We start from the raw sequence: 26,484 nt of genomic DNA, 5'->3' as shown, positions 1-26,484 counted from the left end.
TAACCGTACCATAAAATGGGTAAAAAAGGATAGATATTTGTTGACACTATGTCATTGACATGGTGTCAAGTAATGATATTATTAGTTTAATAACAATTCAGAAAAAATAAAAATATCAAACAGGGGTGATTTGAGATGACACAAACAAAAGAGTATTCAGCAGATTATGCAAAAGAGAGAGATGCCCAAGATCCATTACATTCCTATCGTGATGAGTTCTATTTGAATGGCGACATGATTTATTTAGATGGAAATTCACTTGGTTTGCTCTCCAAAAGAGCAGAAAAAACACTTATCGATGTATTAAATAGTTGGAAAACCTTAGGAATAGATGGTTGGACTAACGGAGAAAACTCATGGTTCTATATGACTCAGCAATTAGGTGAGATGACGACTTCACTAATAGGGGCAAAAAAAGAAGAAGTTATAGTCACTGGGTCAACGACGACAAATATTCATCAATTAGTATCGACGTTTTATAAACCAACAGCAACTAAATATAAGATTTTAGCCGATGATGCCACGTTTCCATCAGATATTTATGCATTGAAAAGTCAGTTGAAATTAAAAGGTTATGACCCATCAAGTGCATTAGTAAAAGTCAAAAGCCAAAATGGTATGCTTGCAGAGGAAGAAATTATTAGTAGTATGAGTGAAGATGTTGCACTCATATTTTTACCGAGCGTACTTTATAGAAGTGGGCAAGTCTTAGATATGGAAAGAATCACTGCGGAAGCACATAAACGCAATATTATTATTGGATTTGATTTATGTCATTCCATCGGATCGGTTCCGCACCAGCTTGATAAATGGGACGTTGATTTTGCGGTTTGGTGTACTTATAAACACTTAAACGGTGGTCCAGGTGCAGTCGGTGGGCTTTATGTCAATAGTAAACATTTTGGTCAAGAGCCTGGGCTTGCCGGTTGGTTTAGCTCAAAGAAAGAAGTCCAGTTTGACATGAGCCATGAGTTGACTCCCGATGTAGATGCAGGAGCTTACGAAATAGGAACTCCACATATACTTAGTATGGCGCCGCTACTTGGTTCACTGGCTATGTTTAATGAAGCCGGAATCGATCAAATCAGACAGAAATCACTTAAGCTTACCGATTATATGATCATGCTAATAAATCATGAATTAAGTGAATATGATTTTAACATCGCTAGTCCTTTAGAACATAAGAAACGCGGTGGTCATTTGCTAGTGCAGCATACATATGCTGCAAGTATATGCAAAGCGCTGAAGGCAGAAGGTATTACACCAGACTTTAGAGCGCCAAACTTTATAAGGATTGGACCTGTTGCTTTGTACAATTCCTACTCTGATATATGGAAAACCGTGCAAGTGATGAAGCGCATTATGGCGGAGGAAACGTACAAAAACTTTGCTAATAAGCGTGATGTTATAGCGTAGGAAAGAGTTTAAATAAATGAGCGGTTCTTCTAAAGGATAGACACTTCTAAGTTTCTGCTTTGAGATGAACGCTATTGAATGAGGATTTGCAACTAAAAAAATAGATGAATTAGGAGTGTTGAAATGGAAAATCCAACAAGTGGAGAAAAGAATATTGAGACGAATTTTCAGGAGAAGATGACTTATGGCGATTACCTGCATCTAGACACTATCCTCTCCAGTCAAAAAAGATTATCGGGTCATCATGACGAAATGCTTTTTATTGTCATCCATCAGGTAAGTGAGCTATGGATGAAGTTAATTCTTCATGAACTCAGTGCTGCCAAACAAGCCATTGAAACGGGAGACTTGTCTATGAGCTTTAAGAAGCTAGCCCGTGTTTCCCAAATTCAGTCCCAAATAATACAAGCATGGGATGTGCTTTCGACGTTAACTCCAGCAGAATACTTAGAGTTTAGAGATAAGTTAGGAAGTTCTTCAGGTTTCCAATCATACCAATATAGAATGATAGAATTCGCACTCGGATATAAAACTGAATTCATTTTAAAAATTTATGAAAAAGATCCTGAGCTGTTAAAACAATTAGAAGCTGAATACAATGCCACAAGCATCTATGATGCGTCCATACAAGCATTAAATCGAGCAGGATTTCATATTTCTGAATCGGTTTTAAATCGAGATATTACAAAGGCCTATGAGTCTGATGAAACGGTGGAAGCTGCCTGGATAGAAGTCTACCAAAACCCAAATCAATATTGGGACTTGTATGAACTTGGAGAAAAGCTAGTAGATGTGGAAGATCGTTTACAGCAATGGCGTTTTAGACACATGAAGACAATCGAGAGAATTATAGGATTTAAAGTTGGAACTGGTGGTTCATCTGGTGTTAGTTATTTAAAGAAGGTATTAGATCAACGATTTTTCCCTGAGTTGTGGGATTTAAGAACGAAACTATAATGTCTTTAAGTAGTTAAAGAGATTGGCGGCTCGGACCGAAGTGAATCACTATACAAAGGGGTGTAAATATGTCAAATGTCAACTCAACAGAGAAAAAAGAAAATCTGAAAACTTCTGAAGGTAAAAAGAAAATGGCGATGCCGGACGTGTATGTGATTTTATTTGGTTTTTTACTGCTGGCGTTTCTCGCATCGTATATTCTTCCTGCCGGTACTTACGAACGGGCAGAAGTCAATGGGATTATGCAAGTGGTGCCAAATAGTTTCCAATATATAGATACAGAATCCTTATCAATCATGGATGTGTTCACATCAATCCAAGTAGGATTGGCTGGTGCAGGAGGCATTATCTTCTTGATCATTATTGTGGGTGGAATTATCCGGGTGATTGAGCATACGGGGGCAATAAGTTCAGGCATCCATTCCCTTATTCAAAAATCAAAAGGAAATCACAATCTGCTGATCTTTACTTTCTGTTCGATTTTTGCGCTGATTTCCTCACTGGGAGTTGCGCCAAACTTGGCGATTGCGTTTGTGCCGATCGGCATTATGTTGGCTCGGACATTGAAGCTGGACCCAATTGTCGGAGTATCTATGGTGTTCTTAGGAGCGTATGCTGGGTTTTCCGGTGGTGTGTTTGATCCCGTCGTAACCGTAATGGGCCAGACGATTGCAGGACTTCCTCTGTTTTCCGGTGCACTCTACCGGATGGTCATTTTTGTAGCTTTTCTTTCAGTCACAATTGCCTACATATGTATTTACGCGAAGAAGGTCCGTCAAGATCCTTCAAAAAGCTTAATGGGGGCAGACTCTTTCAAGGATCATCCGGAAGAAAAGGAAATAGATGCAACAGCCCGCTTTACGAATGCGCATAAAGTAATCATCTTGTTGTTCTTTGTCACGATTGGTGGTTTTTTATACGGGGCTCTGCAGCTAGACTGGTCAATCAATGAACTTTCAGCAGTCTTTCTTATGCTGGGTATTGCAGTTGCGCTCGTAGCAAAAATTACGCCCAATCAGTTTGTTAAGGTATTTATGGGTGGTGCCAGCCAGGTCATGTATGGGGCATTGCTTGTCGGGGTTGCCGGAGCTATTATTGTTTTATTGGATCAAGCACAAGTGGTAGATACCATCGTAAATGGAGTGGTAGCTGCCCTTATCAACTTTACCCCGGTCGTTTCAATGGTGTTGTTGTATGGGTTTAACCTAGTATTCAATGGCATTATCACATCAGGAACTGGACAGGCTGCGATTGTCATGCCGATTATGGTGCCAATCGGAGATATGCTTGAAGTCACCAGACAATCAACATTCATTACATTTAAGATGGGGGATGCCGTTACAAACATCATCACGCCTTTGTCCGGAACATTAATGGCTTGTCTGGCGATTGCGAAAGTTTCCTATGTGAAATGGGTAAAGTTCGTTTTCCCATTATTGCTCATTTGGGTAGTCCTTGGCGGTGTGTTTGTCGCAGCGGCCGTATGGATGGATTATGGTCCATTTTAAAAAAAGGAGATTCACTTCTTCGTAGAAATGAAGGTGGAGGGCGAAGCTATGAAACAACAATTAATCGACTATATCGATACTAGCAGACAAGAAATGCTGACTCTTTGGGGGGAGCTCGTCAACGTAGAAAGCGGCAAAGACCATAAAGAAGGAATCGACGCATTAATTACGGATATTGAAGAGATTTTGAAAAAGGAAGGCTTCCTTACTAAGCAAGTTCTCTATGAACGGGCGGGAAACGCATTGGTAGCTGAATTCGGAGATGTGGAAAAGGCCAAGCCGATCATTTTCATCGGACATGTAGATACTGTTTTTCCAAAAGGGTTTCTGGAGGAGCATCCTTTTAAAATCGAAAATGGAAAAGCGTTTGGACCAGGCATTCTTGATATGAAAGGTGGGGTCATAGCCATCCTTTATGTCGTTAAAGCGCTAAGGGCAGCAGGCTATAATAAACACCCGCTTAAAGTCATTATTGTCGGAGACGAAGAAAGTGCGCATATCCATTCGGATGCTAAATCGATGCTTTTAGAGGAAATGCGTAATGGGTTGTATGCATTCAATCCAGAGACCGGCAACCTGGAAAACAATTTAGCAATTGGCCGGGCGGGCGGTTCCGCTTACGAATTGGAAGTCCAAGGGATATCCAGCCATACAGGGATTGCTTGGAAAAGCGGCCGGAATGCGATTATTGAACTGGCTCATAAAATGATTGAAATCGATGCAGCTTCCGACTTTGAATCAGGGTTTACATATAATGTGACGCTTGTGGAAGGGGGTTCTGCAGTCAATACCTGTCCAGATTATGCGAAGGCGACAATTGGGACACGCTGCCAAACAAAGGCACAGCAAGACATGATGCATGAGAAGTTGAAAGAAATTGCTTCCCAAACATTTATTGAAGGTACAGAAACGACGCTAACGTATCAAGGGGGCTTTGACCCTATGGAGGTAACTGAAGGAAATAAGGAGTTGTTTCGTATCATTCAATCAACAGCAGAAGAACTGGAGATTGACACCCCAAATGCATTTGTCAGCCAAGGAAGCTCGGACTCTGCCTATTCCACGCTAGCCGGAGTTCCGACTGTTTGTGCGCTAGGGCCTGTAGGGGAAGGAAATCATACTCCGCACGAATACGCAGTAGTTGAGTCATTATTTGAGCGAAGCAAACTTTTAGCTATAACTATCTTAAACTTATAGTGCTTATAACTGTTTAATAAACAATTTGTCTAGAAATGAAAATACAGCAGTTAAATAAAAAATTTTGAAATGGAAGACTCTCTTGTGCTTTTCAATGAACTGATTTGATAAAGTTAAACAAAAAATAAACTGCATTCTAGATATGAGTCCAATACTCAACCGGGCTCATATTTTTTATTTATTTTTTACCGTTGGGTTTCACGTCCGAGTTAGAGGGGGGTGAAAGAAGCTTATTAGGTCTATGAGGGAGATCCTTGTAAAGTAAAGAATTTTCATATAAAAAATGCCTTTGTCCAGATGAAAACACTGGATAAAGGCATTTTAAGACATTCTTATTTTGAAAGATTCAATGCTTCTTTCGAAACAAAGAAATCTTCTCCGTTGTATACCGTTACACCTGGAAGTGTTTTAGTAAATGACTTTTTGTTCTGTGTAATGTTAGCAATATTTTTATTGATCGGCAACTGAATTACTTTCTTGTTCTTTTCTGCAACAAATACTGGGTTATTCACATCTGTTACATCTATGCGCGTTTTATAGCCTTTCTTTTCAAAAGCCTCTTTCGCATTGACGAACAGTGTGTCGGTTGTTTCTTCAAGATCGAAGTTCATGAACTCAGCCATTGCTTCAGCAATATCCGTATTATCGACCAAACCAAACGGTTTAGACGGGCCGTAAGCGTACAAGAAGACATCTTCACCCGTATGTCCACCAGTTGTAAAGCCGATGTTCGCGCGTTGTGCCAGCATTTTGGTCATGTCAGCCTGCAGGTTTTTCGATTTCTTCAATGTGTTGACTTCTTCTTCAGTCAAGTTATCCAAGCCGTAAAGTGCTGCCGCTTCTTTCAAGTTAGAGCGATCGGACTTCAATGTCTTCAGAGCGCCTTCAATTGTCATCGTCGCTTTCTTCAAAGGATCGATGTAGGTAGAAACCGGAATTTCAGGATAGTTTGAATTTGTATTCAAGTTCCCCATCGTAATACCACTGTTCCCATGGTCACTAACGGCAATTACCATTGTGTTACCGTCTGCTTTTGCAAAGTCTACTGCTTCTTTCACAGCTGCATCAAAAGCCAATACATCGCTAATAATTCCTACTGTATCATTGGCGTGTGCTGCCCAGTCTACCTTGCTTCCTTCAACAAACATGAAAAATCCATCTTCATTTTTTGATAGGGTCTCGATTCCTTTTTTCGTCATCTCCGCAAGAGAAGGCTGTTCAGGGTTTGTTGTTTGACGATCAAAGTCATATGCAAGGGCGGAAGGAGCAAAAGATCCCCATAGTTTTTCAGCGTCTGAATTCAAAAGCTCGTCTTTTGTTTCCACGAAATCATAGCCATTTTCATTAATTACTTCTACTAAATTTTCACCATCAACACGTGCATTTTTTGTTGTACCTGATTCCAACGCTTCTTTACCTCCGCCTAGTACAACATCGATTTCCTGATAAACTTGCTGTTCAGCAATATCCTGGTAGTTGCTTCTATGGACTGCGTGAGAAGAAAAACCAGCAGGTGTTGCGTGCTGAATTTCGGAAGTGGAAATGATACCTGTTGATTTCCCTAGTAATCTTGCTCCCTCCAAGACGTTGGCAACTGGTTTATATGTATCTTGAGGATCAATCGGCTCGACTCCTGGTGTATTGACGATTTTCGGAAGAAGACCGATGACTTTATCGTTCGATTTGTTTCCGGTCGCTAAAGCAGTAGCTGCAGGTGCAGAGTCGGTAATTGCAGATTCAGCAGAGTGTGTGCGCATACCTCCTACAAGAATCTCATCCATAGCAAGATCTTCGCCTTTGTACCATCTTGCCAAAGTAGTAGCACCGGCACTTGTTCCATCCATCACCATCATGATGACGTTAGTCGGCTCATTTTTCTTGTCCTTTGCTTCTGTTACTGTTCCATTCGCTGCAAAACCGAAAGAAGAGATTGCAACAGCGGCTGCGATTGACACTCCAGCGGCCTTCTTTTTAAAACTGCTTTTCATGTTCTTGTTCCTCCTCAAATTTTTTAAGCAAGATCTACTGCCCAGTCTTAGGATAAAGGAAGAACATTTCAGCAGTATGGACGTGGAGTTAAGTTAATGTGAATAGCTCCAAATATGCAGCGAAAGATACGGTTATTTAATGGGAATTGAGTAACTTTGGTTATTTGCAAGTATGCAAAAAGGGGAAGAGAAAGAAGCTATTCCATTACAAAAAAAATAGACCCGAAGCGAAAAGCTTGAAGGTCTAGTTTTTCTGCTACAAATATAGAGGAAATACGATGTTTTTTGTTCTTTTTGTATATTCAAAGGATTTTATACGGTTGCTACAACGATGCCTTGGCTTTCGAAAAAGTTGATGACAGCTTTTCTAGTGACGAATGATGGAATTGTATATTTTTTTTCAGTTCCGTCTTCCATGTATAAAAAGAGCACGCCGTTGTCAGTCCCATTTGTGTGTTTGGTCGATTTCGTTTTCAGCTCGACTTTTTTGATGGCTTGCAAAGGAATATCAAAGTTCTGTTTTTTATTGCGTAACACCTGGGGGTCGTCATTTACTTGTTTGTCTATTTCCGTCTCCCGTTGATCTTTTAGCTTGTTAAGAAAAAGTTTCCTCAACAGCATCATAACAAGTCCCAATACAAGAGGCGCCTCATCATCACTTGTCTCATCGTAAAACTGTCCTCCGATTTTAACGAACAGGAGAGAGGGATCCATCGAATAAACTTTAAAGTATTTATCTGGTGTCAATAAGCTCGGTTCCAATAAATGAATAGCTTGTTTCATGTGTGTACTCCTTTTGACTGCTAATTTTAATGGGAATCTGATCATTTCCTACTTATTATGCTGGAAAACACTAGTAAAATAAAGCATTATTTTGTAAATTATGAGTATTAATATCAAAAATTAATACTCAGCGACTTTATTATTTTTCTTAAACCTATTTTGCTGCTATAGAGGGTTTCAATAAGTATTAGCACAAGTAACTGCCTGGGGTAAGAAAGTAAAACATTATTTCTTTAATAATTTACAAGTTTTGAAGTAGGGAAGCAGTAGAAGGAATTATCCTTTCAGTAGAAAAGCAGTGCAGCTTTTAATTTATAAGCTGCACTGCTTTTTGTTCGTCTTCAAAATGATCTTGTATAAGTTCTTTTAAGTCTTTTTCAGTTTTTATCTCGCTTAACTCTATTTCATACCATTTCTCCAATGCTTTTCTAGTAATTTTAATCTCATCCTTCCCATCAGCCATTTGGAAATTGAAGCTCACCCAATCTAAATTTTGTATCAATGTAAATAGATAAGCAGCATTGTTGATAGCTATTTGTTGTTTATCTATTTGTGATTCTGACATGTCATATTCTACGGTTATCCCATAGGGTTCTTCTTTTGTCTGCAATTCTAAGCTCTTAAATTGTTTCGCTCCATTTAGGTGGATAATTGTATTAACAATTGCACTATTATCTCCCACATAAGAACCTTTGTACTGAAACAAATCAGCATCCGAAGCATTTGAACTAGAACTACAAGCATTTAAAAAGAGCATTGCTGCTATTGAAAAAAATAATAAGTTCAGCTTTCTTTTCAATTCTATCTCCTCCTCAAATAATTCAATTATTGCGGTACTATTGTCAAAGTCTGCGACCATCAAAATCAACTGTTGCCTAAAAAAGTTCTTTTCTATCTTAGTAGTATTGTTTACGTTAAAAATCCTTATTCGTTTCATCAATTTTAAAGATCATCTAAAGAGCCAGAGTTAATTGATAGTTTACATGTACTTCAATAAATGTTTCCGCATATAAAAAACTGCAAACAAACTCGATTTAATGGAGTTTGTTTGCAGTCTTGGTTCCTATATTTAGTAGAATAATTTATTACTGGCCAATTTTTACGATTGGCTTAATGGTAATTCCTTGTTTGGAGTCTTCGAACGCTTCGTTGATCTGCTCAAAATCATAGACTTTGGTCAATTTATCAAATGGGAACATGCCGCGCTTGTAATAATCCACCAGCTGGGGAATGAACACCTGCGGAATCGAGTCGCCTTCAATAACGCCCATGACTGTTTTGCCTTCTGCCATAATGTCATTGTGGACATCAAAAGTGATTTCAGGGGTTACACCGACAATTGCACATGAGCCCAATGGACGCAATGCGTGGATGGCTTGTTTAACGACAGGTGGGACTCCAGTCGTCTCCACTGCGTAATGGGTGCCGCCTTTGGTGATTTTTTTTATTTCTTCAACAACGTCAACATTTTTTCCATTCAGCGTGTGCGTTGCACCTAATTCTTTGGCCAATTCCAGCCGGTTATCATGGATGTCCACTGCAATAATGTTAAGACAGCCGGCGATTTTTGCGGCCATAATAGCACTCAAGCCGACAGCACCGCTGCCGTAAATGGCGATAGAAGAACCAAACTCAGGCTGGAATCGATTTAATACCGTACCTGCACCAGTTTGAAAACCGCAGCCTAAGGGACCGAGCAATGTCAAGTCGACATCCGGGTCTACTTTCACCACATTACGTTCATTTGTCACTGCGTAGGTTCCGAATGACGACTGTCCAAAGAATGTCGACACGGCATGATCATGGTGATGAATTCGATTCGTACCGTCCTGCATTTTTCCTCCGAAGTTTAAATCGTTGAAGTTCAAGCAAACGGTCGGATGTCCGGTCAGACAGTTTTCGCAATGGCCGCAATAGGCGAATGACAATACCACATGATCGCCGGCTTGAATAGTCGTTACTGCAGAACCTACTTTTTCAACTACTCCAGATCCTTCATGTCCAAGAACTGCCGGGAAAGGAGATAAGCCTAAGTCTCTTGCCACTGCGTCTGTGTGGCAAACTCCGGAAGCGACAATTCTTACCAGCACTTCACTTGCTTTGGGCTCACTTAATTCCACTTCTTCAAATTTAAAATCTTCTCCTAAATCATGTGTAACTGCAGCTTGTATTTTCATCTTAATCCTCCTCGATAAATTTTATCCTCTTAAATGACTACCCGAATACTGTCGATTTACTCATAGCTGCGACTGTCTATAGAAATTGAAGCATCTGGTGGAAAGCAAGGCATTTAATAGGAGTTCACCTAAGCGCAGCTTTCCAGGCGCATGACATTAAAACAAATTAAATAAAATAAACTGTCCTTATTTGAGTAGCAGGAAAGAAAATATACTTATATTTCCATAAATAAGTAGCAATTCCCTAAAGCAATCCGTATATTAAAATAAAAGACAAGGGTGGAAGAAAGGCGGAGATTTTGTTGTTAGAAGAGAATTATATTAACTGGGGAGATGTACTTGTTACATTCTTAATATATGGTGCACTGATTTTATTTTTCATACTGCTTGTAAGGTGGATTGTTAAAAGGAAGAAAAAATAAGATGCTGCTGCGAAAAAGGCAGTTTATAGAAGATAGTACCAGAAGCCGCAATAACTGAATCTAAAGGAAATAGTTAAAAGCAGACAGCTGAAGATTTCCAGTTGTTGGCTTTTTTATTTTATACTCATTTTACCTCTTGCATTTTCGGAAAAAAAGAGTAGTATTTTTATTTGGATATACAATGTCCATAATGGATGTTGTAAGTAGATAAAAAGAGGTGCTATTTATGCAATTGACAAAAGGGGTAGAGCAAGCGATTTGTATCATTGTCCTGCTTGCGACACAGGAAAGCAGTGCTCCACTTGCTTCAGATGAAATCAGCAAAAGGTTGGGAGTTTCACCTTCTTACATGAAAAAAATTATAAGAAAACTGGTTGTCCAGGGAATTGCTGTTTCGGTTTCGGGAAACAACGGCGGCGTTTCGCTTGCGAAACCGGCTACCGAAATTACAATGCTTGATGTGATCGAAGCAATGGAAGGGCCGATTCAAATGTATCCGGATACCGGTCTGATCAGTTTGGCGTTCCAAGATGGGCAGTACGCGCAGAAAGGACAAGAACTTCTGCGCGAGGTGTTTAACCAAGGAGATCGGCTGTTGATTGAATATCTTTCCAAAATGACTGCAGCGGATCTGCTAAAAGAAGGTTTAGGAACGTCCAAATTGCCGACCTTGAACTGGAATCAAGAGACATTGAGTGACGTACTGGATAAAGGACTGGATGATGCGAAATGAAAATGTTAAAACAGGAATGGAAGCAATTGCTGGCTAAACCGCTTTTATTGGGCACAATGATTGTCATGATGTTCATACCAATTATTTATGGTGGTTTTTTTCTTGGTTCCTCATGGGATCCTTATGGCAAAACAGATCGATTGCCAGTAGCGGTCGTAAATGAAGATGTCGCTTCTGAATATGAAGGGCAGATGTTTGCAGTTGGAGCGGAACTGGAAGAGAATTTAAAGAAAAACGAAACGCTTGATTGGCATTTTACCGATGCCAATCAAGCTGAGCGTGGAATGAGCGATGGCAAGTATTTTATGGTTTTGACCATACCGGAGGATTTTTCGGCGAATGCCGCCTCTGTTATGGATGATCAGCCTAAACCCATGAATTTACACTATGAAACAAACCCTGGACGCGGTTTCTTTATTGAAGCTGTCAGCAAGCAGGCAACGATGACCATCAAAGAAGAGGTAGCCGAAAATGTAACGAAAGAATATGTGAAAGCAATTTTTGCGCAAGTCGAATCAGTTGGAGAAGGGTTACAAGAAGCAGCTCAAGGCGCAGAACAGCTTGATACAGGAACTAGACAAGCGCAAGATGGAAACACTAAATTAACTGCAGGTTTAGGCGAACTTTCAGAAGGCAGTTTGACTTTTCAGGAAGGTGCCGAGCAATTGGAAGTCGGCGTCGAGCAGTTTGCTGGCGGGGCTTCAGATTTAAACCAAGGTGCCAGTCAGTTAAACAAAGGGATTTTTGAATATACCGAAGGCGTAGGCGAACTGCAGAATGGAGTTGCCGGTCTGGCTGCAGGGACCGCTGAGTTGAATGATAACGGAGCGGTTCTTGTCCAAGGTTCAGTAGACCTCGCAGAAGGCATTGGCTCTCTCGTCCCTGGAGCAGAACGATTAAGTGCTGGGCTCACGGAAACGGAGCGCGGTAGTGCCCAATTGAATAACGGACTGCTTGAGCTGCAGGCGCAAACCAGCAAGCTGACAGACAGTTCTTCAGGTATTCAACAATTAGCTTCTGGTCAAGCTGCATTAGGCGAGGGCCTAGCTGAACTATCGGCGGGCAGCGCTGCGCTGCAGTCTGGACTCAATTCATTGAACAACGAATTGCCTGCGGCCGATCAAATCGAAGCTTTAAAACAAGGTCTCACCGGCATTCAAGACAGCATCAGCAAATTGAATGAAGCAGTTTCTGCAACAGGTGGTGTACAAGATGCGTCGAGCCTGCAAGCGAACTTGAATGCCACACAGCAAAGCTTAGAGGAGCTGCAAACGGCTTCCGCAAGTACAGCAGTTGAAGCTTTGCAGGCAGCGCCAGCTTATGGCAGTCTGACGGAAGAACAGCAGACTGAGCTGTCAGCTGCTGTCAGCAGAAGCGTAGAACAGCAAGCGACCGTGCAGCAAGCGGCTCTTGAAACACTGCAAGGAAACCTTGCAGCTGTATCAGCCAACTTGAATGAGAAAATCATTCCGGAGTTCCAATCTTTAGGTTCACTACCGGAGAATATCACAGAATTGAACAATGCTGTCGCTCAAGTGAATCCTCAAGCAGGACAGGCCCTCGATGGCTATTCAATGGTCCGCAATGCGCTGGAGGGCCAGCTTATCCCAGGAGCCGCTTCTCTAAATTCAGGAGCAGAGGAAGCCGTACAAGGCAGTAAAACATTGCTCGCAGGAACTGAAAAAGCTGCAGAAAACCTTCCGCAGCTTGCGGAGGCAGTAGACCGGTTGGCACAAGGCAGTTCTGCATTGAATGAGGGTATGTCGTCACTAGCGACAGGATCGCATGGACTTGCCGAAGGAGCGAGTGCGCTGCAGCAAGGATCATTGGAGCTTGAACAAGGGGCCGCTTCCTACACAGCAGGAGTTTCAAAAGCTGCAGAAGGAGCAGGTGCTCTTCAACAAGGCGCCAATCAACTGGTTGCAAACTCTGAAAAACTGAATTCCGGAGCCGCTGAATTAGCAGGTGGAACGAATCGCTTAGTTGAAGGAATACCTGCGCTTTCCCGTGGTACCGTTCAACTGGCAGGCGGTGCTGCCGAACTTCATAAGGGGTCAAATGAGCTTGCAAGCGGATCGGGCGAACTGGAAAATGGAATAGGTCAACTGACAAAAGGTTCAGCTGAACTGGCTGCTAACTTGGCAGACGGAGCAGAAGAAGTGAATGGTGCACAAATAGCGGATGCTAATGTTGAAATGATTGCTGCACCAGCAACTACAACAGAAAGTCAACGCAGCAAAGTGCCGAATTATGGCCATGCGTTGGCACCATATATTTTGTCGCTGGGGTTATTCGTCGGTGCCTTGTCTTTCAACCTAGTATTTCCGATCAATGCACCAGCAGGGCGTCCGACTTCTGGAACAGCCTGGTGGCTCAGTAAATTTTCGCTTGGCTTTGTTCAGGCAACTTCGGCTGCACTGATCGTTGATGCCATCATGCTGTTCGGCTTTCATCTCCAAGTAGAGCATATAGGTGAGTTTATCGCGGTATCCATCATTACTTCGCTAACTTATATGTTCCTGATCATGTTCCTTGGGATAACTTTTGGAAACCCTGGTCGCTTTGCGGCAATGATCCTATTGGTCCTTCAACTTGGAGCGAGTGGAGGCATGTTTCCGGTTGAACTGACAAATGGGTTTTTCCAGAAAGTACATGATTTTGTTCCAATGAGCTATGCACTTCTTGGATTCAGGGAATCGATGTCTTCAGCATATGGAACCGAAACGTTTATTATGAGCATTTCAGTTCTCGGGGCTTTTTTCATCCTCTTCAATGGGCTCTTATGGGGCGTGCTTAGCATTAGAAGTCGTAAAGCGTTTAGATTAGCAGAAGAAAATTAAAGGCAGGAACTGCATAAAAATATGCAGTTCTTTTTTTGAGTAACTGTGAACGATAGATCGTACTCAGTATAAATAGTAAGTTGAGAAGAGCAATAGCAGGTAAATTCTCTGGCTTTCGAATTTTTTATTTAGTATATTAAGGAAATAAATACATGATAAGCAGCAGCTAATTTCTTAAGGAGAGATTGAATGCGAGAGAAAAAAGTACGCGGCATGAAACGTAAAAGCAAAATGATGGTGAAACGTATTGAAGAAGAAACGCTGGATTTTCCAACTCACTTTTATAACGGCTATTGGAATCTTTTGCTTCCGGTCTCTGAAGGATTTATTGACTCTGTTAAAACTCCTATAAAAATCAAACGGCTTTGTTTTCAGACTCTTATAAACTGTGCGTATCATCTGAGTCAAATGAAACTACAGGACGGTGATACATATCGAGTGGTTGTGTTAATTAACCCTTTATCTAATTGGAGATCTCAACTCATCGTATTTAAAGGGAATGCCTATTTTAACAGTTTTTTCACAAGAGATAGCGACTTCCAAAACTGGATTCCACTGCCGAATGAGAGAAATATTCAGCGTGAATGGGGATTCGTCCTTCCAGAAAATTTTCAGCAAGCTGGATTTAAAGAAATATTGATCGATGAGGAAGAATCTATCGAACGAGAGTTATGGTTTATAGGTGAATTGGCGTAATAGCTTTGAATAGCTTAGAGAAAAAGGAAGAGCAAATGCTCTTCCTTTTGTCTTTTTAAAAAAATTCCTTTTTATTTACAATGCCACTGGGTTTATTTGGTATATTATTGGTGAGACATAAAAGTGATTTTTACAAAGGAGGAATTGGCATGAAAAAATTTATCGTATTAGTCAGCGTTATCGTTATGTTGAGCGGTTGCGGTAATAATAGCGCACGGTATAATTTTTCAGGCAGCAGTGACAAGTGGGATGTATTTTATATTGTAAATATCTCCAATGGCGATAGAGAAGAAAAAAATGGAACAATTAAGTTTACGGGTGGAGAAGAGGCGCCGGAAACAGTGGATTACAAAATTGAAACGAATTCTGGAGGTTCTGAAGGTACAGGAATCACATTAATTGATGGAGTTGGAAAAATCGGAAATGGTTTTTGTAGTGGTTGTGCCGTCATTCAAGAAGATGAGGCTATCAAAGTGGAAATTACCTGGGGTGGACAGACAGAAAATTTGATACTAATAAACGAGAATTAAGCTCTAAGATGAAAATCTTCTCGAGGGGGAAAAATAATGGAATTGATATTCGTTCGCCACGGCCAAGGAGACCATACAGAAAGCATGCCAGATAGTCTCCAGAAGACGAATCCATCTTTAACAAGAGAAGGAATAAAGCAGGTTGAACAGTTGAGATCCAAACTGCCGTTAACTTCTGAGGATGTATTAATTGTCAGTCCTACACTTAGAACCCTGCAAACTGCCTGGATCTGGAGCGAAAAAGCATGTTGCCTGAAATTTGCGCATCCCCTGGTTGGACCTCGCATTTTCCCAGTACGTCCAGCTGCCAAAACTCTTCCTTGCGATGAATTAATGGATACAGACAAACTTAAAGACGATTTCCCTACTTTTGAAATGGCAGAGAATTTGTCTTCCGTATTATGGTCAGAAGGAATAAACGTTTTACCGGAAACTGAATATCGAAAGCTAACTAAAGAATTCATTGCGTATTGTAAAAGTTTTAAACGCGAAAAAATCTACATCGTTTCACATGATGGAACCATTACCTCTTATCGCCAAACTATTTTAGAAGAACCGCTTACCAGAGAAGACTTTCTTGGAGAGGCACACTGGTCTCGAGTTAAATTTTAAAACATACATATTCCTGTTTTAGTTGTATCTGGTTCATGTTTGATGATAGCAACTGGCACTGTTTAGATAGAAGTCTGAAGGGTATTTTTGAGTATAAACTCAATTAAAAAATCCACTTCAGAAGGGAAGCGAACAAATAGTGGAAACTTTATTATTCGATGGGTGGAAAAGTATTTTTCGTGTAGTCCTTATGTGTATATTAGCTTATCCTTTTTTGATTCTGTTACTAAGATTGTTTGGAAAGCGGACCCTTTCAGAAATAAGTATTTTCGATTTCATCATTACTGTTACATACGGCGCCACTTTATCCAGTATTATCACAAGTGATAAAGTCTCTTTTGCAGATGGCGCAGCCATTCTGTTTATGCTTACTCTACTCCAGTACATGGTTTCAAGATTATCAGTAAAGTCGAAAAGGTTTTCAGATTTTATAAAAGCCTCTCCGACTTTTCTATATCACAGCAATCACTTTAATGAAGAGATAATGAAGCAAAATCGTCTTCGAATAGAAGATCTAAGAGCGAAAGTACGCCAACAAGGAATAAGCTCTTTCGAGAAGGTGGAAGCAATCGTTCTTGAAGGAGATGGTTCCCTATCTATCGTAAAAAAAGAAGACGTCATGTCAAAGGATGCGTTAGACGGAATAGGAGAAGAGAAGACCAAATCATCAAGAGCTTAAGTGTTTAGCTAGGAGATATAGAGTAAAAAGATAAGAAACAATTATTTGGAAAGTAAGCTATATAAAGGGAAGGAGGGTTTGTAATGCCGCAACATAAATGGATGAAACTAGGGGCAGCTGCATTTTTTTCTATGGGGCTGCTGGCGGCCTGCGGAGATGCAGAAGAGGAACAACCTGTTGACGAAGACATCGATGTGACGCCGGAAGAAGACGAAGAGGAAATTATTCCGGAAGATGAACCGAAGGAAGGAGAAGAAGACGAAGAAGGAAGTTAAGAATTTAAGGAAAAGCCATTCGTATGAGTGGCTTTTTTGATGAAATCAAATGTTAATATTAAAGAATGAGTTTATATAATTTTCTGCACACCTGCTTAATTTTAAATAGAACAATCTAACAATGATCACTAAAAAAGATTATAAAAATGTGCATATTGGTAATATAAGACTTTATGATATTTTTAGATTAGGAGAATGAATTATGAAATTTTATGTAGCCTCAGGTTTTCTTAACAAAAAGGATGTACAGTATGTTAGTAGAGAATTGATTAGATGTGGATTTATTCTTACATATAACTGGACAAAAAATGAACGGCCTACAACTTTAGCAGATTTAAAAGCGATAGGTATTAAAGAGAAACATGCTGTACTGGATTCAGATATTGTAGTTATTTTACTGCCCGGTGGAAAAGGAACTCACATTGAATTGGGTATAGCTTTAGCTGCTGGCAAAAAAGTTTTTCTTTATTCACCTAATGGTGACATCAATGATTTCGAGTTGACTAGCACTTTTTATCACTTGCCAGAAGTTGAAAAAGTAATAGGAACAGTAGAGGACTTGATCAGAAAGATTTGTTCATAATTTCAGGTTCCTCTGGATAAATTAAAAGTGTAAAAGTACATCAAGATCCAGATGCTTAAGTATATATAACCGAGAAAAATGACCAGCAAATCCTGTGCTCTGCATTTCTAGTAAAACAAGTAACAGCAGATGAATTTGTTTTATTTGAAAAACTAAAGAATGATCTTGTAAGGCTTTTTTAATATGGTAAATTATTGAGTGCATTCAAATGGTATCGAATACACTCAACAATTAAAAAACCATTTAACTACTCTTAATTCATGTTTGCAAAAGCGACTAGTGTACCTTTATCACATGATTGAAAACCATTTCTTTCATAAAAACGACGGACCGCTGGTGCCTCTTCAGTTAATAGTACTTTCTGGCGTACTTCGTTGAATTCTTGAAAAACCTGCATCATCAATTCAGTTGCGATGCCTTTATTTTGATAGCTATTCAGAATCAATATATCCTGTATATAAATTATCGTAAGGCCATCCCCTACAAGCCTTATTAATCCTACTAGCCGGTCCTCGTCCCATGCCGACAAGACATATAATGAATTCAATAGCGCCTGTTCCAGTTGATGTATATCTTGAGTATAGGCATACCATCCCACGTCAGTGTACAGCATTTTTAAATCCTTCTTATCAATATGTCTATCTTCAATGTAAGTAATAGTCATTATTTTTCCTCCTCAAATTTTTATTTTGAAGAGATCAAACGCATCTTTTCCACTGTCTTATACCTCCTTAATACCATACGGCTTTTATTTCTTTTAAGTTGATTTTAACGTGAAGTACCAATTATTTTTATGATTAGTAAGTTGAATGTTTAAAAGAGAAATAAATAAAAAACAAAAAATTCTGTTAAAAGTAAATTTATCCAGTTGATGAGCTTGTATAAATGGTAATATAAGTATATATAATCCGGTAAAATCAAAAGAGTTTATCGACCTATCAGCGTCTGTAATATGAAGTAGTTAACTAAAAGATGTCACAGAAACTTGTATAAGTACACAAGGGGGATCAACCATGCTGGATAATCGAGGTTTTAACCTATGGGCAGGCGACTATGATAGGACTGTCCAAGTAAGTGAAGAAAATAACTTGTATCCTTTTGCTGGATATAAAAATATTTTAAATTTAATTTTTAATGAAGTGATGGGAAAGAAACAGTCGAGCGTATTGGATATTGGCTTCGGCACAGGTGTATTGGCAAGTAAATTATATGAAAATGGCCATCAAATAGATGGCTTGGATTTTTCAACTGAAATGCTTGCTATAGAAGAAAAGAAAATGCCAAATGCTAATTTAATGGAATGGGATATTTCAAATGGGTTACCGAATACTATAAAACAAAGTAAATACGACTTCATTATCAGCACATATACGTTGCATCACCTGACAGATGAAGATAAAACCGAGTTGATAAAAACCTTGTTTTCGCTCCTTAATGAGAACGGAAAAATTGTTATTGGGGATATCGCTTTTGAAAGCCGGGAGAATCTGGAGTTGTGCAGAGCGGAAAGCAGACCCTACTGGGATCCAGACGAGTTTTATTTTGTATTTGAAGAATTTCAATCGTCATTAAACACATTTTATGATTGTAAGTTTCATCCAGTTTCTCATTGTGGTGGAATTATTACAGTAGAAAAATAGGCTAGGGCTTTTTCCGCAATTAGGGACGGATCAGCTGTACATTCGAAAAACTAAAACGACTGGCGTAATAATAAACGACATCTAGCATTGAAACAAAAGGAGGCTTTGTATGGGATCAAGAATTATGCATTTGATTATCGCAGCAAAAGTCTCAAAGAAACTTAATGTCAAAAATAAGGCATGGTTTCTTGTGGGAGGAATTGCACCGGATGCAGCGTTTACTGTTAAAAAGAAGGCAAAGTCACATTTTTACGAAGGAAGTTTAGATGATGGAACAAGAACTTCGAACTATAAGCAATTTATAGAAAAATATCCTTTTGAAGTTCAAAGCGATTTTGGGCTCGGTTATTTAACCCATTTAATTGCGGATGATGTTTGGTTAAAAGAAGTTTATTTTAAAAATGATTTCAAAAACCGATTAAATACGGATCCAGACTTACTCGTAAGATGGCATGATGACTTCAAAAAACTAAACAAAATACTGATTGATTGGTTTGACTGTGGCAACTTGAAAAAAGAACTAATAGAATCTGCTTATACGTCCCTCACAATAAAGGAAATTCAGGCTAAAGATTTAAAGCTGTTTAAAGAAGAGGTGATTGAAGATTTTGCCTTTGCAGAAAATGAGTTAGTAAGTGAGTTACAAGTATATACTGTGCCTCAAATTCTGGATTATCTTAATGCAGCAACGAATAAAGCGCTTGCTGTTTGCAAAGCGATAGATTCGAAAGAAGATCCTCAATAATAGCTGCTAACCACATGATAATTCGAACTACTAACTGTGACGCGAAAAAGAATTAATTCTAATGAAAACCAATAATTTTTGCTTCTAATCAATTAAGAAAAGAGGCTGATGTCATGTGTAGAAGATACAAAAGCAGATATGCAGAAAGGGACCTGACTTTACCTAAACACCGCAAAAACCTATTGGATAAAGCAGTGTTCGATCTAAGTTCAGATTCAAATGTGCTTGCAATATACTTGGGAGGTTCATTGGCTAAAGAGAATTATGATGCTTATTCAGATATAGACTTACATACGATTGTGAAATCAGAAAAGAAAATGGACTTTATCAGAAACAAGCGCAGGCGGACTGAAAAATGGGGACAGGTTCTTTTTCATGAAGACCCTAATCCACAAGGCCCCGTAGTTGTCAGTCATTTTGTGAGTTTTGTTAAAGTGGACAGTTGGTATCATACTTTTGATGAATTATTGCCTTCTATTTGGTTGAAGAACCTAAAGTTGCTATACGACCCGAGCGGAAGTTTAGAGGAGGTCTTACAGAAATCATCAAATCTTTCTTATAAGCTTGAAGCGGCTGAAGTGGAACTTTGGAAAGCAAAAGTTCTTGCATTCGCTCATGAAATATATCGAGCCGTCATGAGAGAAGAAATGCTCTATGCGGAATATAATCTGGATAGATTACGTTGGCTTGTGGTTTCAGGTTGGTTTAAAGAAATAGATGAACACTTCGACGCTTCTTATGGAAGTTGGTCTAAAGTCCAAGGGAAAAGAAGCATATTGAATATAAGGCAGCTGACTCTTTTGGGAAATTGGGAATGCGGCAAGAATGCCGATGAAATTATGATAACTCTGAAAAACATGATTCCGGAAATCCTGCGACTCCATCATGTTTTGAGCGAAAAGATTGGGATAGAAGTGAACGAAGAGAGATTTAAAAATATACTGGAAATGAGTTATTGAAAAAGCGATTCGAAGGAGCAGTTCAGTGAATGATGTACAAATCAATCAAATACCTGAGATAAGCAAGACCAAGCAGATCGTTCAAATAAATAAAGGATTTTCATCTGATAAAAAGTATTTAATTTGCATGCCTGATGACAATAAAAAGTTCTTTCTCCGTACATTTGATTTGGATCAATTTGAATCTAAAAATCTTGAGTATGCTATTTTAAAAAAGATGCAAGACTATGAGGTTGCTTGCCCAAAACCAATTGCAATTGGCAAAATGAAAGAAAAAGGGTATATGGTGCTTTCCTATTTGGAAGGAGCCGATGCAGAGAAAGCAATCTTAAGCCTATCTTATGAAGATCAATTCGCGATTGGTTTTAAAGCAGGCAAGGAGCTGCGGAAAATGCATCAACTTACAGCTCCAGAATATATGGCTTCGTGGTATTCGAGGAAAGTGGATAAACACGAGAAGTATGTAAAAGCTTATTTATTAAGCGGGGTAAAAATTAAAAATGACGAAAAAATAATGAAATTCATCAACGACAATATACATCTTATGAAACAACGGCCGAATAAATTTCAGCACGATGATTTTCATTTAGGCAATCTTATTGTTCAAAATAAGAAATTCGCAGGAGTTATCGACTTCGATAGATACGATTGGGGAGATCCTTATCATGAGTTTCTCAAAATCGGTATGTTCAGCAGGGGAATAAGCACTCAATTTTCAATTGGACAAATCAAAGGGTATTTCGATAATGCAGAACCTGACGAGACGTTTTGGAGGCTTTATTCGCTTTATTTAGCAATGTGTGTGTTCTCATCGATAATATGGACCTTGAATACGATTCCTGACGACATGGACAACGCGCTGAAGAGGATTTACATGTTCTTAGAAGACCATGATTACTTCAGCCAGTTAACACCAAAGTGGTACCAATAGATGGGCAAGTCTTTAGCGTGAGCCCGTATTTTTATTTGGCTCCGGTTAAATAATGCTGCTCTAAAAGTTGGCTAAAGTTAAATGAAAGGGGTGGAGGGAAATGAAGCGATTGCTTAGTATTCTTGCGGTGCTCCTGCTTTTTTTGTCTGCATGCGGGGACTACGAGGGAACAGTAACAGAAAAGAGAGACACTTCCTTTATGTTAGAAGTACCTTCCGACAACTCTGAAGAGGAACCAATTTTTCATGAAATGCACCTTACGGACGGAACAATATTTAAAGGATCCATTAGCACATACGAAGAATTGGAGGAAGGCGATAAAGTACGGGTCATCCCTTTTGATGTTCCAGACGATTTTCCCTATTTTCTACCTGCAGAAGTAATTGTTGAGTGAATAGTTTGCTGTAGGCAGTCCGAACGTTATTAGTCTTTATGATTTGCGGTTCTTTGCCTATGATAATTAAAAGATAGCGTACTTCTTAGAAAGAAGAATACTTAAAATTAAATTCATTAGAAATGAAGAGAGGTACAGCTGATGGAAAAGGACGTAGAACAGCTAATTGTAAAGTCGTTTTTTGAAAAACAGTTTCAGGATAGGGTGCTTCACGAATTGTTTTCCCCAGAGAAAAGGCACCATGCATTAAATCGGCTATGTCATCAGTACACAAAACTGTTAAGGGAGAAATACATGGTTGAAATTCCGCCCCCCAATTCTGATCCAACAGATATTTATGAACTGCTGAAAAGAAACGGTGCTGAAAAAATGTGTTATTCGCTGTCTTATAACGTTGATATAGATGGCAAAAAACTGCCGCTCCATGAAGCATTGGAACATGCTGTCGGATTTGGAATGCCTTCCATTATTTTCTGTATCCCCGGTCAATTAGCCTATTTTGAGGCGGAACAAGGATTTGGATCTCCGCCCAGATTTCTGCTGAAAAGACCGAAGTTGGAGCTGTAAAAGCACACGCATATGGCCTGTTTACATCAATAAACCTAAAGCTTCTTGGTTTTGGTATTTCATTGGCTTACTCAAATAATGTCGCTTTGGTCGGATTTCTTTCAAATTCAAACAGCATTTGTAGTTGTGATTCTATATTTCGGTTCAAGGAAAGTTCCGGTAAGCCATCTTCAGGAAAGAAGGCAACTCCTTGTGTTTCTACGCCATTTTTAGCTTCACCCCCGACGATTTCACATTGTATAAAGATCTTGTAATAGTGGAAAGGCTGAGGTGGATGAGGGTGCTTGTTCATATCTAAGAGCGCCAACAATTTTGTGGGAACGACAATGTAACCTGACTCTTCTTCAATCTCTTTCGTAATATTCTCAGCGGGTGACAACCCTACATCGCAAAAACCTCCGGGTAATGACCATTTGCTGTCACTATTTTCTTTCACCATCAGAATCTTTCCTTTTTGGAATACAGCGCCGCGTACATCCATTTTTGGAGTTTGATACCCTTGTTCTACAGCAAACAGCTCTTTAACCTGTTGCATATCCATCCCTGTATGTTCAGCCAAAATTTCCACGCTGATGCTTCGAAGCTCCTCATACCGTTCTACATCATGAACGCTCCTTGAGTAAGTTAATCCTGATTGTGAAAGGGCTTGAATCCGTTTAGCCCATTCCAGCCATTGTAAGCTCATGTTGTAACCTCCTAGGTTTACTCAGTTGCCTGCCTTGATAATTGTGACCATTTTGTAATAACTCCCCTTATTTTACCATTTCAAAAAGTTCAGTTGTTAAAATAAATAGAGCGAATTTAGATCGGAAATGACAGAATACCTCTATTTTTTAATAGGCACCTAAAATTTCGCGAATTTCGACAGTATTTTTGATTAGTATATAAATGAAGGAGGGTTTCGGTGAAGAGAATTGCATTTATCGGTTCAGGTGGCTCAGGCAAGTCTACTTTGGCACAAAAGTTAGGGAGAAAATTAAACATAGAAGTATATCACCTGGATACATTGTTATGGAAACCGAACTGGGAGCCAACTACAAAAGAAGAGCAGAAAAGGATTCAATTAGGATTGATCAAAAGAGAGCAATGGATTATTGATGGCAATTATAACGGAACCATGGACATACGATTAGAGGCAGCTGATACAATTATTTTCCTGGATTTTAATCGAGTGCTCTGCACATACCGTGTTTTGAAACGGGCGATTAAATACTATAATCGAAAAAGACCGGATATGGCAGAAGGGGTAAACGAGAGACTAGATTTCAATTTCATAAAGTGGGTTTGGGACTATCCTAAAAAGATAAGACCAATTGTCATGAGGAGACTTGAAAATTTGCCTGAAAATAAAAAAGTGATTATTTTAAAATCACCAAAAGAAGCGCACCAGTTTTTAGAAATAGTTAAGACAGGCAGACCATGATAAATTCTATAGTATTTAGAAGGAACTATGGCCAATGTTTCCAATGGCTGACTTACAGGATAGGAGTGATGATCATAGAAACAAAACTTATAATTTTACGAGGAAATTCGGGCAGCGGGAAAACCACGATAGCCAAAAGTCTGCAAGAATATTTTGGAGAAGGAACTCTTTTAGTTTCTCAAGATACAGTGAGACGGGAGATGTTAATGGTTCGCGATAGAGAAGAGAATCTTTCTATCGATCTAATTAGACAAATCACTGAATACGGAAAAGGAAAATGTAATGTCGTTATTTTAGAAGGAATTTTTATGAAAAAGCGTTACCAAGAGATGCTTAATCAGTTGATCTATTTTTATAATGAGAATACCTGTGTCTGTTATTTTAATTTGTCATTTGAAGAAACGGTTGTCCGTCATAATTCGCGACCTCAAGCTGAATCGTTCGGAAAAGATTCTTTACGTTCCTGGTGGATCCCTAAAGATCATCTCGGTGTTGAAGGAGAAAAAATATTGACTGGCCAGATGACAAAAACGGATATAGTGAAGTTAATCTGCAGCCAAGTAAAAAAAGTGTAGATTACAAATTTCAAATTTTTATTATGTCCGGTTGGTTGGAGTACTATTCATTGGAGTCATTTTTGTTAATTAAGAGTGTCAAACCTCCATAAACCACCCCAATACAGACTAAAATAATAACAAATGCATTGGTAATTAAATTAAAATCTAGTTCGTTGAGGGTATTAGCAGTAGTTCCATCTCTACCAATCGAAACCAAAGTCCACCCGTTGTAATCTAAAACAAAGCAAGAGATGACTACTCCTAAAATTAAGCCTGTTATGGTCGAAATCCATCCTTTTTTCAAGATGATTTCCCCTTTCTGTTTTTACTGAGTAGTTGGCGGACTTTCTTTTTATTTCTGTCATAGCTCAAACATTCTAAATTAATTCAACTAAGCATCCTAAGACATTTCTAGCAAATTGTTGAACTCATGAAGCTAGTTTAGAAAGTATTCTCTAAAGGCAAAGAAAGTGAATACGAGTACCATGAACAAATACAACAGAGAACCGATCAATACATAAGATCTTTCTGGCACAACATTTTCCTGTTCCATCCGTATTCCTGTTTGTCCTTGAATAGACATATCCAAACGGCGGCTTGCCATGCCTCCTTTAGATTTAAAAAAGTAGACGATAACTAAGGCCAGGCCAGCATAAGGGATCGCGATATCTAAGAAAGCAAGTTGAAGAGCAGAAGCAGCTGCCCAATTGCCGAGCGCAAGAATCAAGAGAGTCAAGCAAATGACCAGTGTGTTTTTCATATTGGCCTCCATTTTTTTTTGAAATAACGTTTAGTTCGTTTCTTTATTGTATACGCTTTGGGATTCTGAAAGTTTCAGAATCAGTGAGTATAAACCTTTTGTTCCCCTACCTAATGTTTACTTCGCGTGAAGCTATTTCCATAGTAGGCTGCAGGGAAAACACAAAAAGAGCCAAACTTCCGGTAGAAGTCAGACTTTTTTTGTGTTTTATAAAACCGCTTGAACGAAAAACTGAGATTGAACATAATTATAGGTTATTTTGGAAAAGTCGAATGGCTGGCCGTTCGTTAAGTGGTAGATAGATTCAACATAAAGTTTTGGATCGCCTTCTGTCAGCTCCAAATACTTTGCTTCTTCAGCGGTCAACTTGTCGACATGGAGAAAAGTATCCCCGAATCCAATGTTTAACCCTAATCCATTGGTAATGTAGTTAAAAATGGATTCTGTAATGATTTCATTGTTCAGATAAGGAATGAGCGATTTATTAAAATAAGATTCTTCCAGGCAAAGTGTTTGTCCTTGAATATACCGAACTCTTTTAACATAGTAGACATCTTCGTCAAGACCCATGTTCAAATTTAACGCAGCTTCTTTAGTAGGTTTGCGTACATCAAGTTCAATCACTTTCGAGGTTATGTGAAATTCTTCCAACATCTTTTTAAATCCTTGATTTGAAATAAGGCTGATATAACCGCTTCTTTTATGCCTCCTAACAAAAATACCACTTCCTCTTACTTGAAAAACGACTCCTCTATTCTCTAATAGTTCCAGAGCCTTAGTAACTGTACTTTTGCTTACCTTGAATTGGTTCATTAATTCTTGCAGAACAGGGAGTTTATCTCCTTGTTGAAGTTTATTCTCTTCGATGTAATTCTCCAGTTCATCCGCTATGTGCTGATATTTTAACATATGCATACCTCTTTGCTTTTATGGCTGATCGACTACCTAAATTATATCATAGAGAATCTATGAGCTCAGTTACTCAAAAATACACAACGGGATTAATTGTTAGGTACTTGATTAATTGTACCGGTACAATTATGATGAGAGGGTATTAACAATTGATAATCTAAATAGAGGCAGTGCAGGAGATTATCCAAAACAACTACAAA

At 39.1% G+C, this 26,484-nt stretch carries 29 protein-coding genes; 20 read left to right on the top strand and 9 right to left on the bottom strand.

Translation table 11 applies throughout. The features are described 5' to 3' along the window. Positions 1-135 precede the first annotated feature (135 nt). The 4 genes from kynU to FQV26_RS09515 all read left to right on the top strand — a co-directional run bounded on the left by kynU (position 136) and on the right by FQV26_RS09515 (position 5,078). The gene (gene kynU / locus FQV26_RS09530; RefSeq protein ID WP_146557250.1) at positions 136-1,416 is read left to right on the top strand and encodes a kynureninase; all 1,281 of its coding nucleotides are present in this window, start codon (positions 136-138) and stop codon (positions 1,414-1,416) included. A 123-nt stretch (positions 1,417-1,539) separates the two neighbouring features. Further along, the gene (kynA, locus tag FQV26_RS09525; protein WP_146557249.1) at positions 1,540-2,373 is read left to right on the top strand and encodes a tryptophan 2,3-dioxygenase; all 834 of its coding nucleotides are present in this window, start codon (positions 1,540-1,542) and stop codon (positions 2,371-2,373) included. Between the two features lie 68 nt (positions 2,374-2,441). Next, positions 2,442-3,881 (top strand): YfcC family protein, encoded by a 1,440-nt coding sequence (locus tag FQV26_RS09520; protein WP_146557248.1) that lies wholly within the window; start codon positions 2,442-2,444, stop codon positions 3,879-3,881. 48 nt (positions 3,882-3,929) lie between these two features. After that, the gene (locus FQV26_RS09515) at positions 3,930-5,078 is read left to right on the top strand and encodes a M20 family metallopeptidase (RefSeq protein WP_186759716.1); all 1,149 of its coding nucleotides are present in this window, start codon (positions 3,930-3,932) and stop codon (positions 5,076-5,078) included. Between the two features lie 332 nt (positions 5,079-5,410). On the opposite strand, the gene FQV26_RS09510 is transcribed toward FQV26_RS09515, so the two are convergent. From FQV26_RS09510 to FQV26_RS09495, 4 genes are all read right to left on the bottom strand, one after another. Then, positions 5,411-7,066, bottom strand: a complete 1,656-nt coding sequence (locus FQV26_RS09510; protein WP_146557246.1) for an alkaline phosphatase — start codon at positions 7,064-7,066, stop codon at positions 5,411-5,413. Between the two features lie 312 nt (positions 7,067-7,378). Further along, positions 7,379-7,849 (bottom strand): hypothetical protein, encoded by a 471-nt coding sequence (locus FQV26_RS09505; protein ID WP_146557245.1) that lies wholly within the window; start codon positions 7,847-7,849, stop codon positions 7,379-7,381. A gap of 307 nt (positions 7,850-8,156) precedes the next feature. Next, positions 8,157-8,648 (bottom strand): DUF4825 domain-containing protein, encoded by a 492-nt coding sequence (locus tag FQV26_RS09500; protein WP_146557244.1) that lies wholly within the window; start codon positions 8,646-8,648, stop codon positions 8,157-8,159. Positions 8,649-8,934: 286 nt separating this feature from the next. Then, positions 8,935-10,026 carry an NAD(P)-dependent alcohol dehydrogenase gene (locus FQV26_RS09495; protein ID WP_146557243.1) on the bottom strand — a complete coding sequence of 364 codons (1,092 nt, stop codon included), beginning with the start codon at positions 10,024-10,026 and terminating at the stop codon, positions 8,935-8,937. 648 nt (positions 10,027-10,674) lie between these two features. On the opposite strand from FQV26_RS09495, the gene FQV26_RS09490 reads away from it, so the two are divergent. From FQV26_RS09490 to FQV26_RS09455, 8 genes are all read left to right on the top strand, one after another. Then, on the top strand, positions 10,675-11,181 hold the full coding sequence (locus tag FQV26_RS09490; RefSeq protein ID WP_146557242.1) for an RrF2 family transcriptional regulator: 507 nt from the start codon (positions 10,675-10,677) through the stop codon (positions 11,179-11,181). Further along, positions 11,178-14,021, top strand: a complete 2,844-nt coding sequence (locus FQV26_RS09485) for a YhgE/Pip domain-containing protein (protein ID WP_146557241.1) — start codon at positions 11,178-11,180, stop codon at positions 14,019-14,021. Before FQV26_RS09490 ends, FQV26_RS09485 begins: the two co-directional genes overlap by 4 nt. Before the next feature lie 189 nt (positions 14,022-14,210). After that, positions 14,211-14,717: a DUF3916 domain-containing protein gene (locus FQV26_RS09480; RefSeq protein ID WP_146557240.1), complete on the top strand. Its 507-nt coding sequence runs from the start codon at positions 14,211-14,213 to the stop codon at positions 14,715-14,717. 149 nt (positions 14,718-14,866) lie between these two features. After that, complete coding sequence (locus FQV26_RS09475) at positions 14,867-15,247, top strand: hypothetical protein (RefSeq protein WP_146557239.1); 381 nt, start codon at positions 14,867-14,869, stop codon at positions 15,245-15,247. Positions 15,248-15,283: 36 nt separating this feature from the next. Further along, positions 15,284-15,859, top strand: a complete 576-nt coding sequence (locus tag FQV26_RS09470; protein WP_146557238.1) for a histidine phosphatase family protein — start codon at positions 15,284-15,286, stop codon at positions 15,857-15,859. Positions 15,860-15,998: 139 nt separating this feature from the next. Next, a complete protein-coding gene (locus FQV26_RS09465) occupies positions 15,999-16,538 on the top strand; it encodes a DUF421 domain-containing protein (RefSeq protein WP_146557237.1) in 540 nt (179 codons plus the stop codon). Between the two features lie 83 nt (positions 16,539-16,621). Then, entirely contained in the window at positions 16,622-16,813 is a 192-nt protein-coding gene (locus FQV26_RS09460; protein WP_146557236.1) for a hypothetical protein, read from the top strand. A gap of 202 nt (positions 16,814-17,015) precedes the next feature. Next, positions 17,016-17,396, top strand: a complete 381-nt coding sequence (locus FQV26_RS09455) for a TIR domain-containing protein (RefSeq protein WP_146557235.1) — start codon at positions 17,016-17,018, stop codon at positions 17,394-17,396. A gap of 253 nt (positions 17,397-17,649) precedes the next feature. Here FQV26_RS09455 and FQV26_RS09450 read toward each other — a convergent pair whose 3' ends face one another. After that, positions 17,650-18,060: a GNAT family N-acetyltransferase gene (locus tag FQV26_RS09450; RefSeq protein ID WP_146557234.1), complete on the bottom strand. Its 411-nt coding sequence runs from the start codon at positions 18,058-18,060 to the stop codon at positions 17,650-17,652. Between the two features lie 349 nt (positions 18,061-18,409). Here FQV26_RS09450 and FQV26_RS09445 point away from each other — a divergent pair, with 349 nt between their 5' ends. From FQV26_RS09445 to FQV26_RS09420, 6 genes are all read left to right on the top strand, one after another. After that, positions 18,410-19,036, top strand: a complete 627-nt coding sequence (locus tag FQV26_RS09445; protein WP_146557233.1) for a class I SAM-dependent methyltransferase — start codon at positions 18,410-18,412, stop codon at positions 19,034-19,036. Positions 19,037-19,145: 109 nt separating this feature from the next. Next, positions 19,146-19,781: a zinc dependent phospholipase C family protein gene (locus tag FQV26_RS09440; RefSeq protein ID WP_146557232.1), complete on the top strand. Its 636-nt coding sequence runs from the start codon at positions 19,146-19,148 to the stop codon at positions 19,779-19,781. A gap of 248 nt (positions 19,782-20,029) precedes the next feature. Next, positions 20,030-20,740: a hypothetical protein gene (locus FQV26_RS09435; RefSeq protein ID WP_397430807.1), complete on the top strand. Its 711-nt coding sequence runs from the start codon at positions 20,030-20,032 to the stop codon at positions 20,738-20,740. Between the two features lie 25 nt (positions 20,741-20,765). Then, a complete protein-coding gene (locus tag FQV26_RS09430) occupies positions 20,766-21,671 on the top strand; it encodes an aminoglycoside phosphotransferase family protein (RefSeq protein WP_261384298.1) in 906 nt (301 codons plus the stop codon). A gap of 100 nt (positions 21,672-21,771) precedes the next feature. Then, a complete protein-coding gene (locus tag FQV26_RS09425) occupies positions 21,772-22,065 on the top strand; it encodes a hypothetical protein (protein WP_146557230.1) in 294 nt (97 codons plus the stop codon). A gap of 141 nt (positions 22,066-22,206) precedes the next feature. Beyond that, on the top strand, positions 22,207-22,632 hold the full coding sequence (locus FQV26_RS09420; RefSeq protein WP_146557229.1) for a hypothetical protein: 426 nt from the start codon (positions 22,207-22,209) through the stop codon (positions 22,630-22,632). 67 nt (positions 22,633-22,699) lie between these two features. Here the strand turns inward: FQV26_RS09420 and FQV26_RS09415 are convergent, their stop codons facing one another. Then, the gene (locus FQV26_RS09415; RefSeq protein WP_146557228.1) at positions 22,700-23,317 is read right to left on the bottom strand and encodes an NUDIX hydrolase; all 618 of its coding nucleotides are present in this window, start codon (positions 23,315-23,317) and stop codon (positions 22,700-22,702) included. Between the two features lie 219 nt (positions 23,318-23,536). On the opposite strand from FQV26_RS09415, the gene FQV26_RS09410 reads away from it, so the two are divergent. Then, a complete protein-coding gene (locus FQV26_RS09410; protein ID WP_146557227.1) occupies positions 23,537-24,055 on the top strand; it encodes a DNA topology modulation protein in 519 nt (172 codons plus the stop codon). A 68-nt stretch (positions 24,056-24,123) separates the two neighbouring features. Further along, positions 24,124-24,630, top strand: coding sequence for a kinase (locus FQV26_RS09405; protein WP_261384297.1), 507 nt, complete (start codon positions 24,124-24,126; stop codon positions 24,628-24,630). 43 nt (positions 24,631-24,673) lie between these two features. Here FQV26_RS09405 and FQV26_RS09400 read toward each other — a convergent pair whose 3' ends face one another. From FQV26_RS09400 to FQV26_RS09390, 3 genes are all read right to left on the bottom strand, one after another. Continuing rightward, positions 24,674-24,916, bottom strand: a complete 243-nt coding sequence (locus FQV26_RS09400) for a hypothetical protein (protein ID WP_146557225.1) — start codon at positions 24,914-24,916, stop codon at positions 24,674-24,676. 132 nt (positions 24,917-25,048) lie between these two features. Continuing rightward, on the bottom strand, positions 25,049-25,372 hold the full coding sequence (locus FQV26_RS09395) for a hypothetical protein (protein ID WP_146557224.1): 324 nt from the start codon (positions 25,370-25,372) through the stop codon (positions 25,049-25,051). A 207-nt stretch (positions 25,373-25,579) separates the two neighbouring features. Beyond that, positions 25,580-26,281: a GntR family transcriptional regulator gene (locus FQV26_RS09390; RefSeq protein WP_146557223.1), complete on the bottom strand. Its 702-nt coding sequence runs from the start codon at positions 26,279-26,281 to the stop codon at positions 25,580-25,582. Positions 26,282-26,484 lie beyond the last annotated feature (203 nt).

Origin of the sequence: Planococcus sp. CPCC 101016, assembly GCF_007859295.1 — a bacterium.
Taxonomy (GTDB): Bacteria; Bacillota; Bacilli; order Bacillales_A; family Planococcaceae; genus Planococcus.
This window is presented reverse-complemented; position numbering and strand designations above follow the sequence as displayed.

Excerpts from the sequence above, each read along its gene's own strand:
- FQV26_RS09520 (WP_146557248.1), top strand. The coding sequence starts at position 2,442 with ATGTCAAATGTCAACTCAACAGAGAAAAAAGAAAATCTGAAAACTTCT.
- FQV26_RS09405 (WP_261384297.1), top strand. The coding sequence starts at position 24,124 with ATGATCATAGAAACAAAACTTATAATTTTACGAGGAAATTCGGGCAGC.
- FQV26_RS09480 (WP_146557240.1), top strand. The coding sequence starts at position 14,211 with ATGCGAGAGAAAAAAGTACGCGGCATGAAACGTAAAAGCAAAATGATG.
- kynU (WP_146557250.1), top strand. The coding sequence starts at position 136 with ATGACACAAACAAAAGAGTATTCAGCAGATTATGCAAAAGAGAGAGAT.
- FQV26_RS09475 (WP_146557239.1), top strand. The coding sequence starts at position 14,867 with ATGAAAAAATTTATCGTATTAGTCAGCGTTATCGTTATGTTGAGCGGT.
- FQV26_RS09455 (WP_146557235.1), top strand. The coding sequence starts at position 17,016 with ATGAAATTTTATGTAGCCTCAGGTTTTCTTAACAAAAAGGATGTACAG.
- FQV26_RS09505 (WP_146557245.1), bottom strand. The coding sequence starts at position 7,849 with ATGAAACAAGCTATTCATTTATTGGAACCGAGCTTATTGACACCAGAT.
- FQV26_RS09515 (WP_186759716.1), top strand. The coding sequence starts at position 3,930 with ATGAAACAACAATTAATCGACTATATCGATACTAGCAGACAAGAAATG.
- FQV26_RS09445 (WP_146557233.1), top strand. The coding sequence starts at position 18,410 with ATGCTGGATAATCGAGGTTTTAACCTATGGGCAGGCGACTATGATAGG.
- FQV26_RS09495 (WP_146557243.1), bottom strand. The coding sequence starts at position 10,026 with ATGAAAATACAAGCTGCAGTTACACATGATTTAGGAGAAGATTTTAAA.
- FQV26_RS09470 (WP_146557238.1), top strand. The coding sequence starts at position 15,284 with ATGGAATTGATATTCGTTCGCCACGGCCAAGGAGACCATACAGAAAGC.
- FQV26_RS09425 (WP_146557230.1), top strand. The coding sequence starts at position 21,772 with ATGAAGCGATTGCTTAGTATTCTTGCGGTGCTCCTGCTTTTTTTGTCT.
- kynA (WP_146557249.1), top strand. The coding sequence starts at position 1,540 with ATGGAAAATCCAACAAGTGGAGAAAAGAATATTGAGACGAATTTTCAG.
- FQV26_RS09485 (WP_146557241.1), top strand. The coding sequence starts at position 11,178 with ATGAAAATGTTAAAACAGGAATGGAAGCAATTGCTGGCTAAACCGCTT.
- FQV26_RS09510 (WP_146557246.1), bottom strand. The coding sequence starts at position 7,066 with ATGAAAAGCAGTTTTAAAAAGAAGGCCGCTGGAGTGTCAATCGCAGCC.
- FQV26_RS09415 (WP_146557228.1), bottom strand. The coding sequence starts at position 23,317 with ATGAGCTTACAATGGCTGGAATGGGCTAAACGGATTCAAGCCCTTTCA.
- FQV26_RS09450 (WP_146557234.1), bottom strand. The coding sequence starts at position 18,060 with ATGACTATTACTTACATTGAAGATAGACATATTGATAAGAAGGATTTA.
- FQV26_RS09420 (WP_146557229.1), top strand. The coding sequence starts at position 22,207 with ATGGAAAAGGACGTAGAACAGCTAATTGTAAAGTCGTTTTTTGAAAAA.
- FQV26_RS09460 (WP_146557236.1), top strand. The coding sequence starts at position 16,622 with ATGCCGCAACATAAATGGATGAAACTAGGGGCAGCTGCATTTTTTTCT.
- FQV26_RS09395 (WP_146557224.1), bottom strand. The coding sequence starts at position 25,372 with ATGAAAAACACACTGGTCATTTGCTTGACTCTCTTGATTCTTGCGCTC.
- FQV26_RS09490 (WP_146557242.1), top strand. The coding sequence starts at position 10,675 with ATGCAATTGACAAAAGGGGTAGAGCAAGCGATTTGTATCATTGTCCTG.
- FQV26_RS09390 (WP_146557223.1), bottom strand. The coding sequence starts at position 26,281 with ATGTTAAAATATCAGCACATAGCGGATGAACTGGAGAATTACATCGAA.
- FQV26_RS09440 (WP_146557232.1), top strand. The coding sequence starts at position 19,146 with ATGGGATCAAGAATTATGCATTTGATTATCGCAGCAAAAGTCTCAAAG.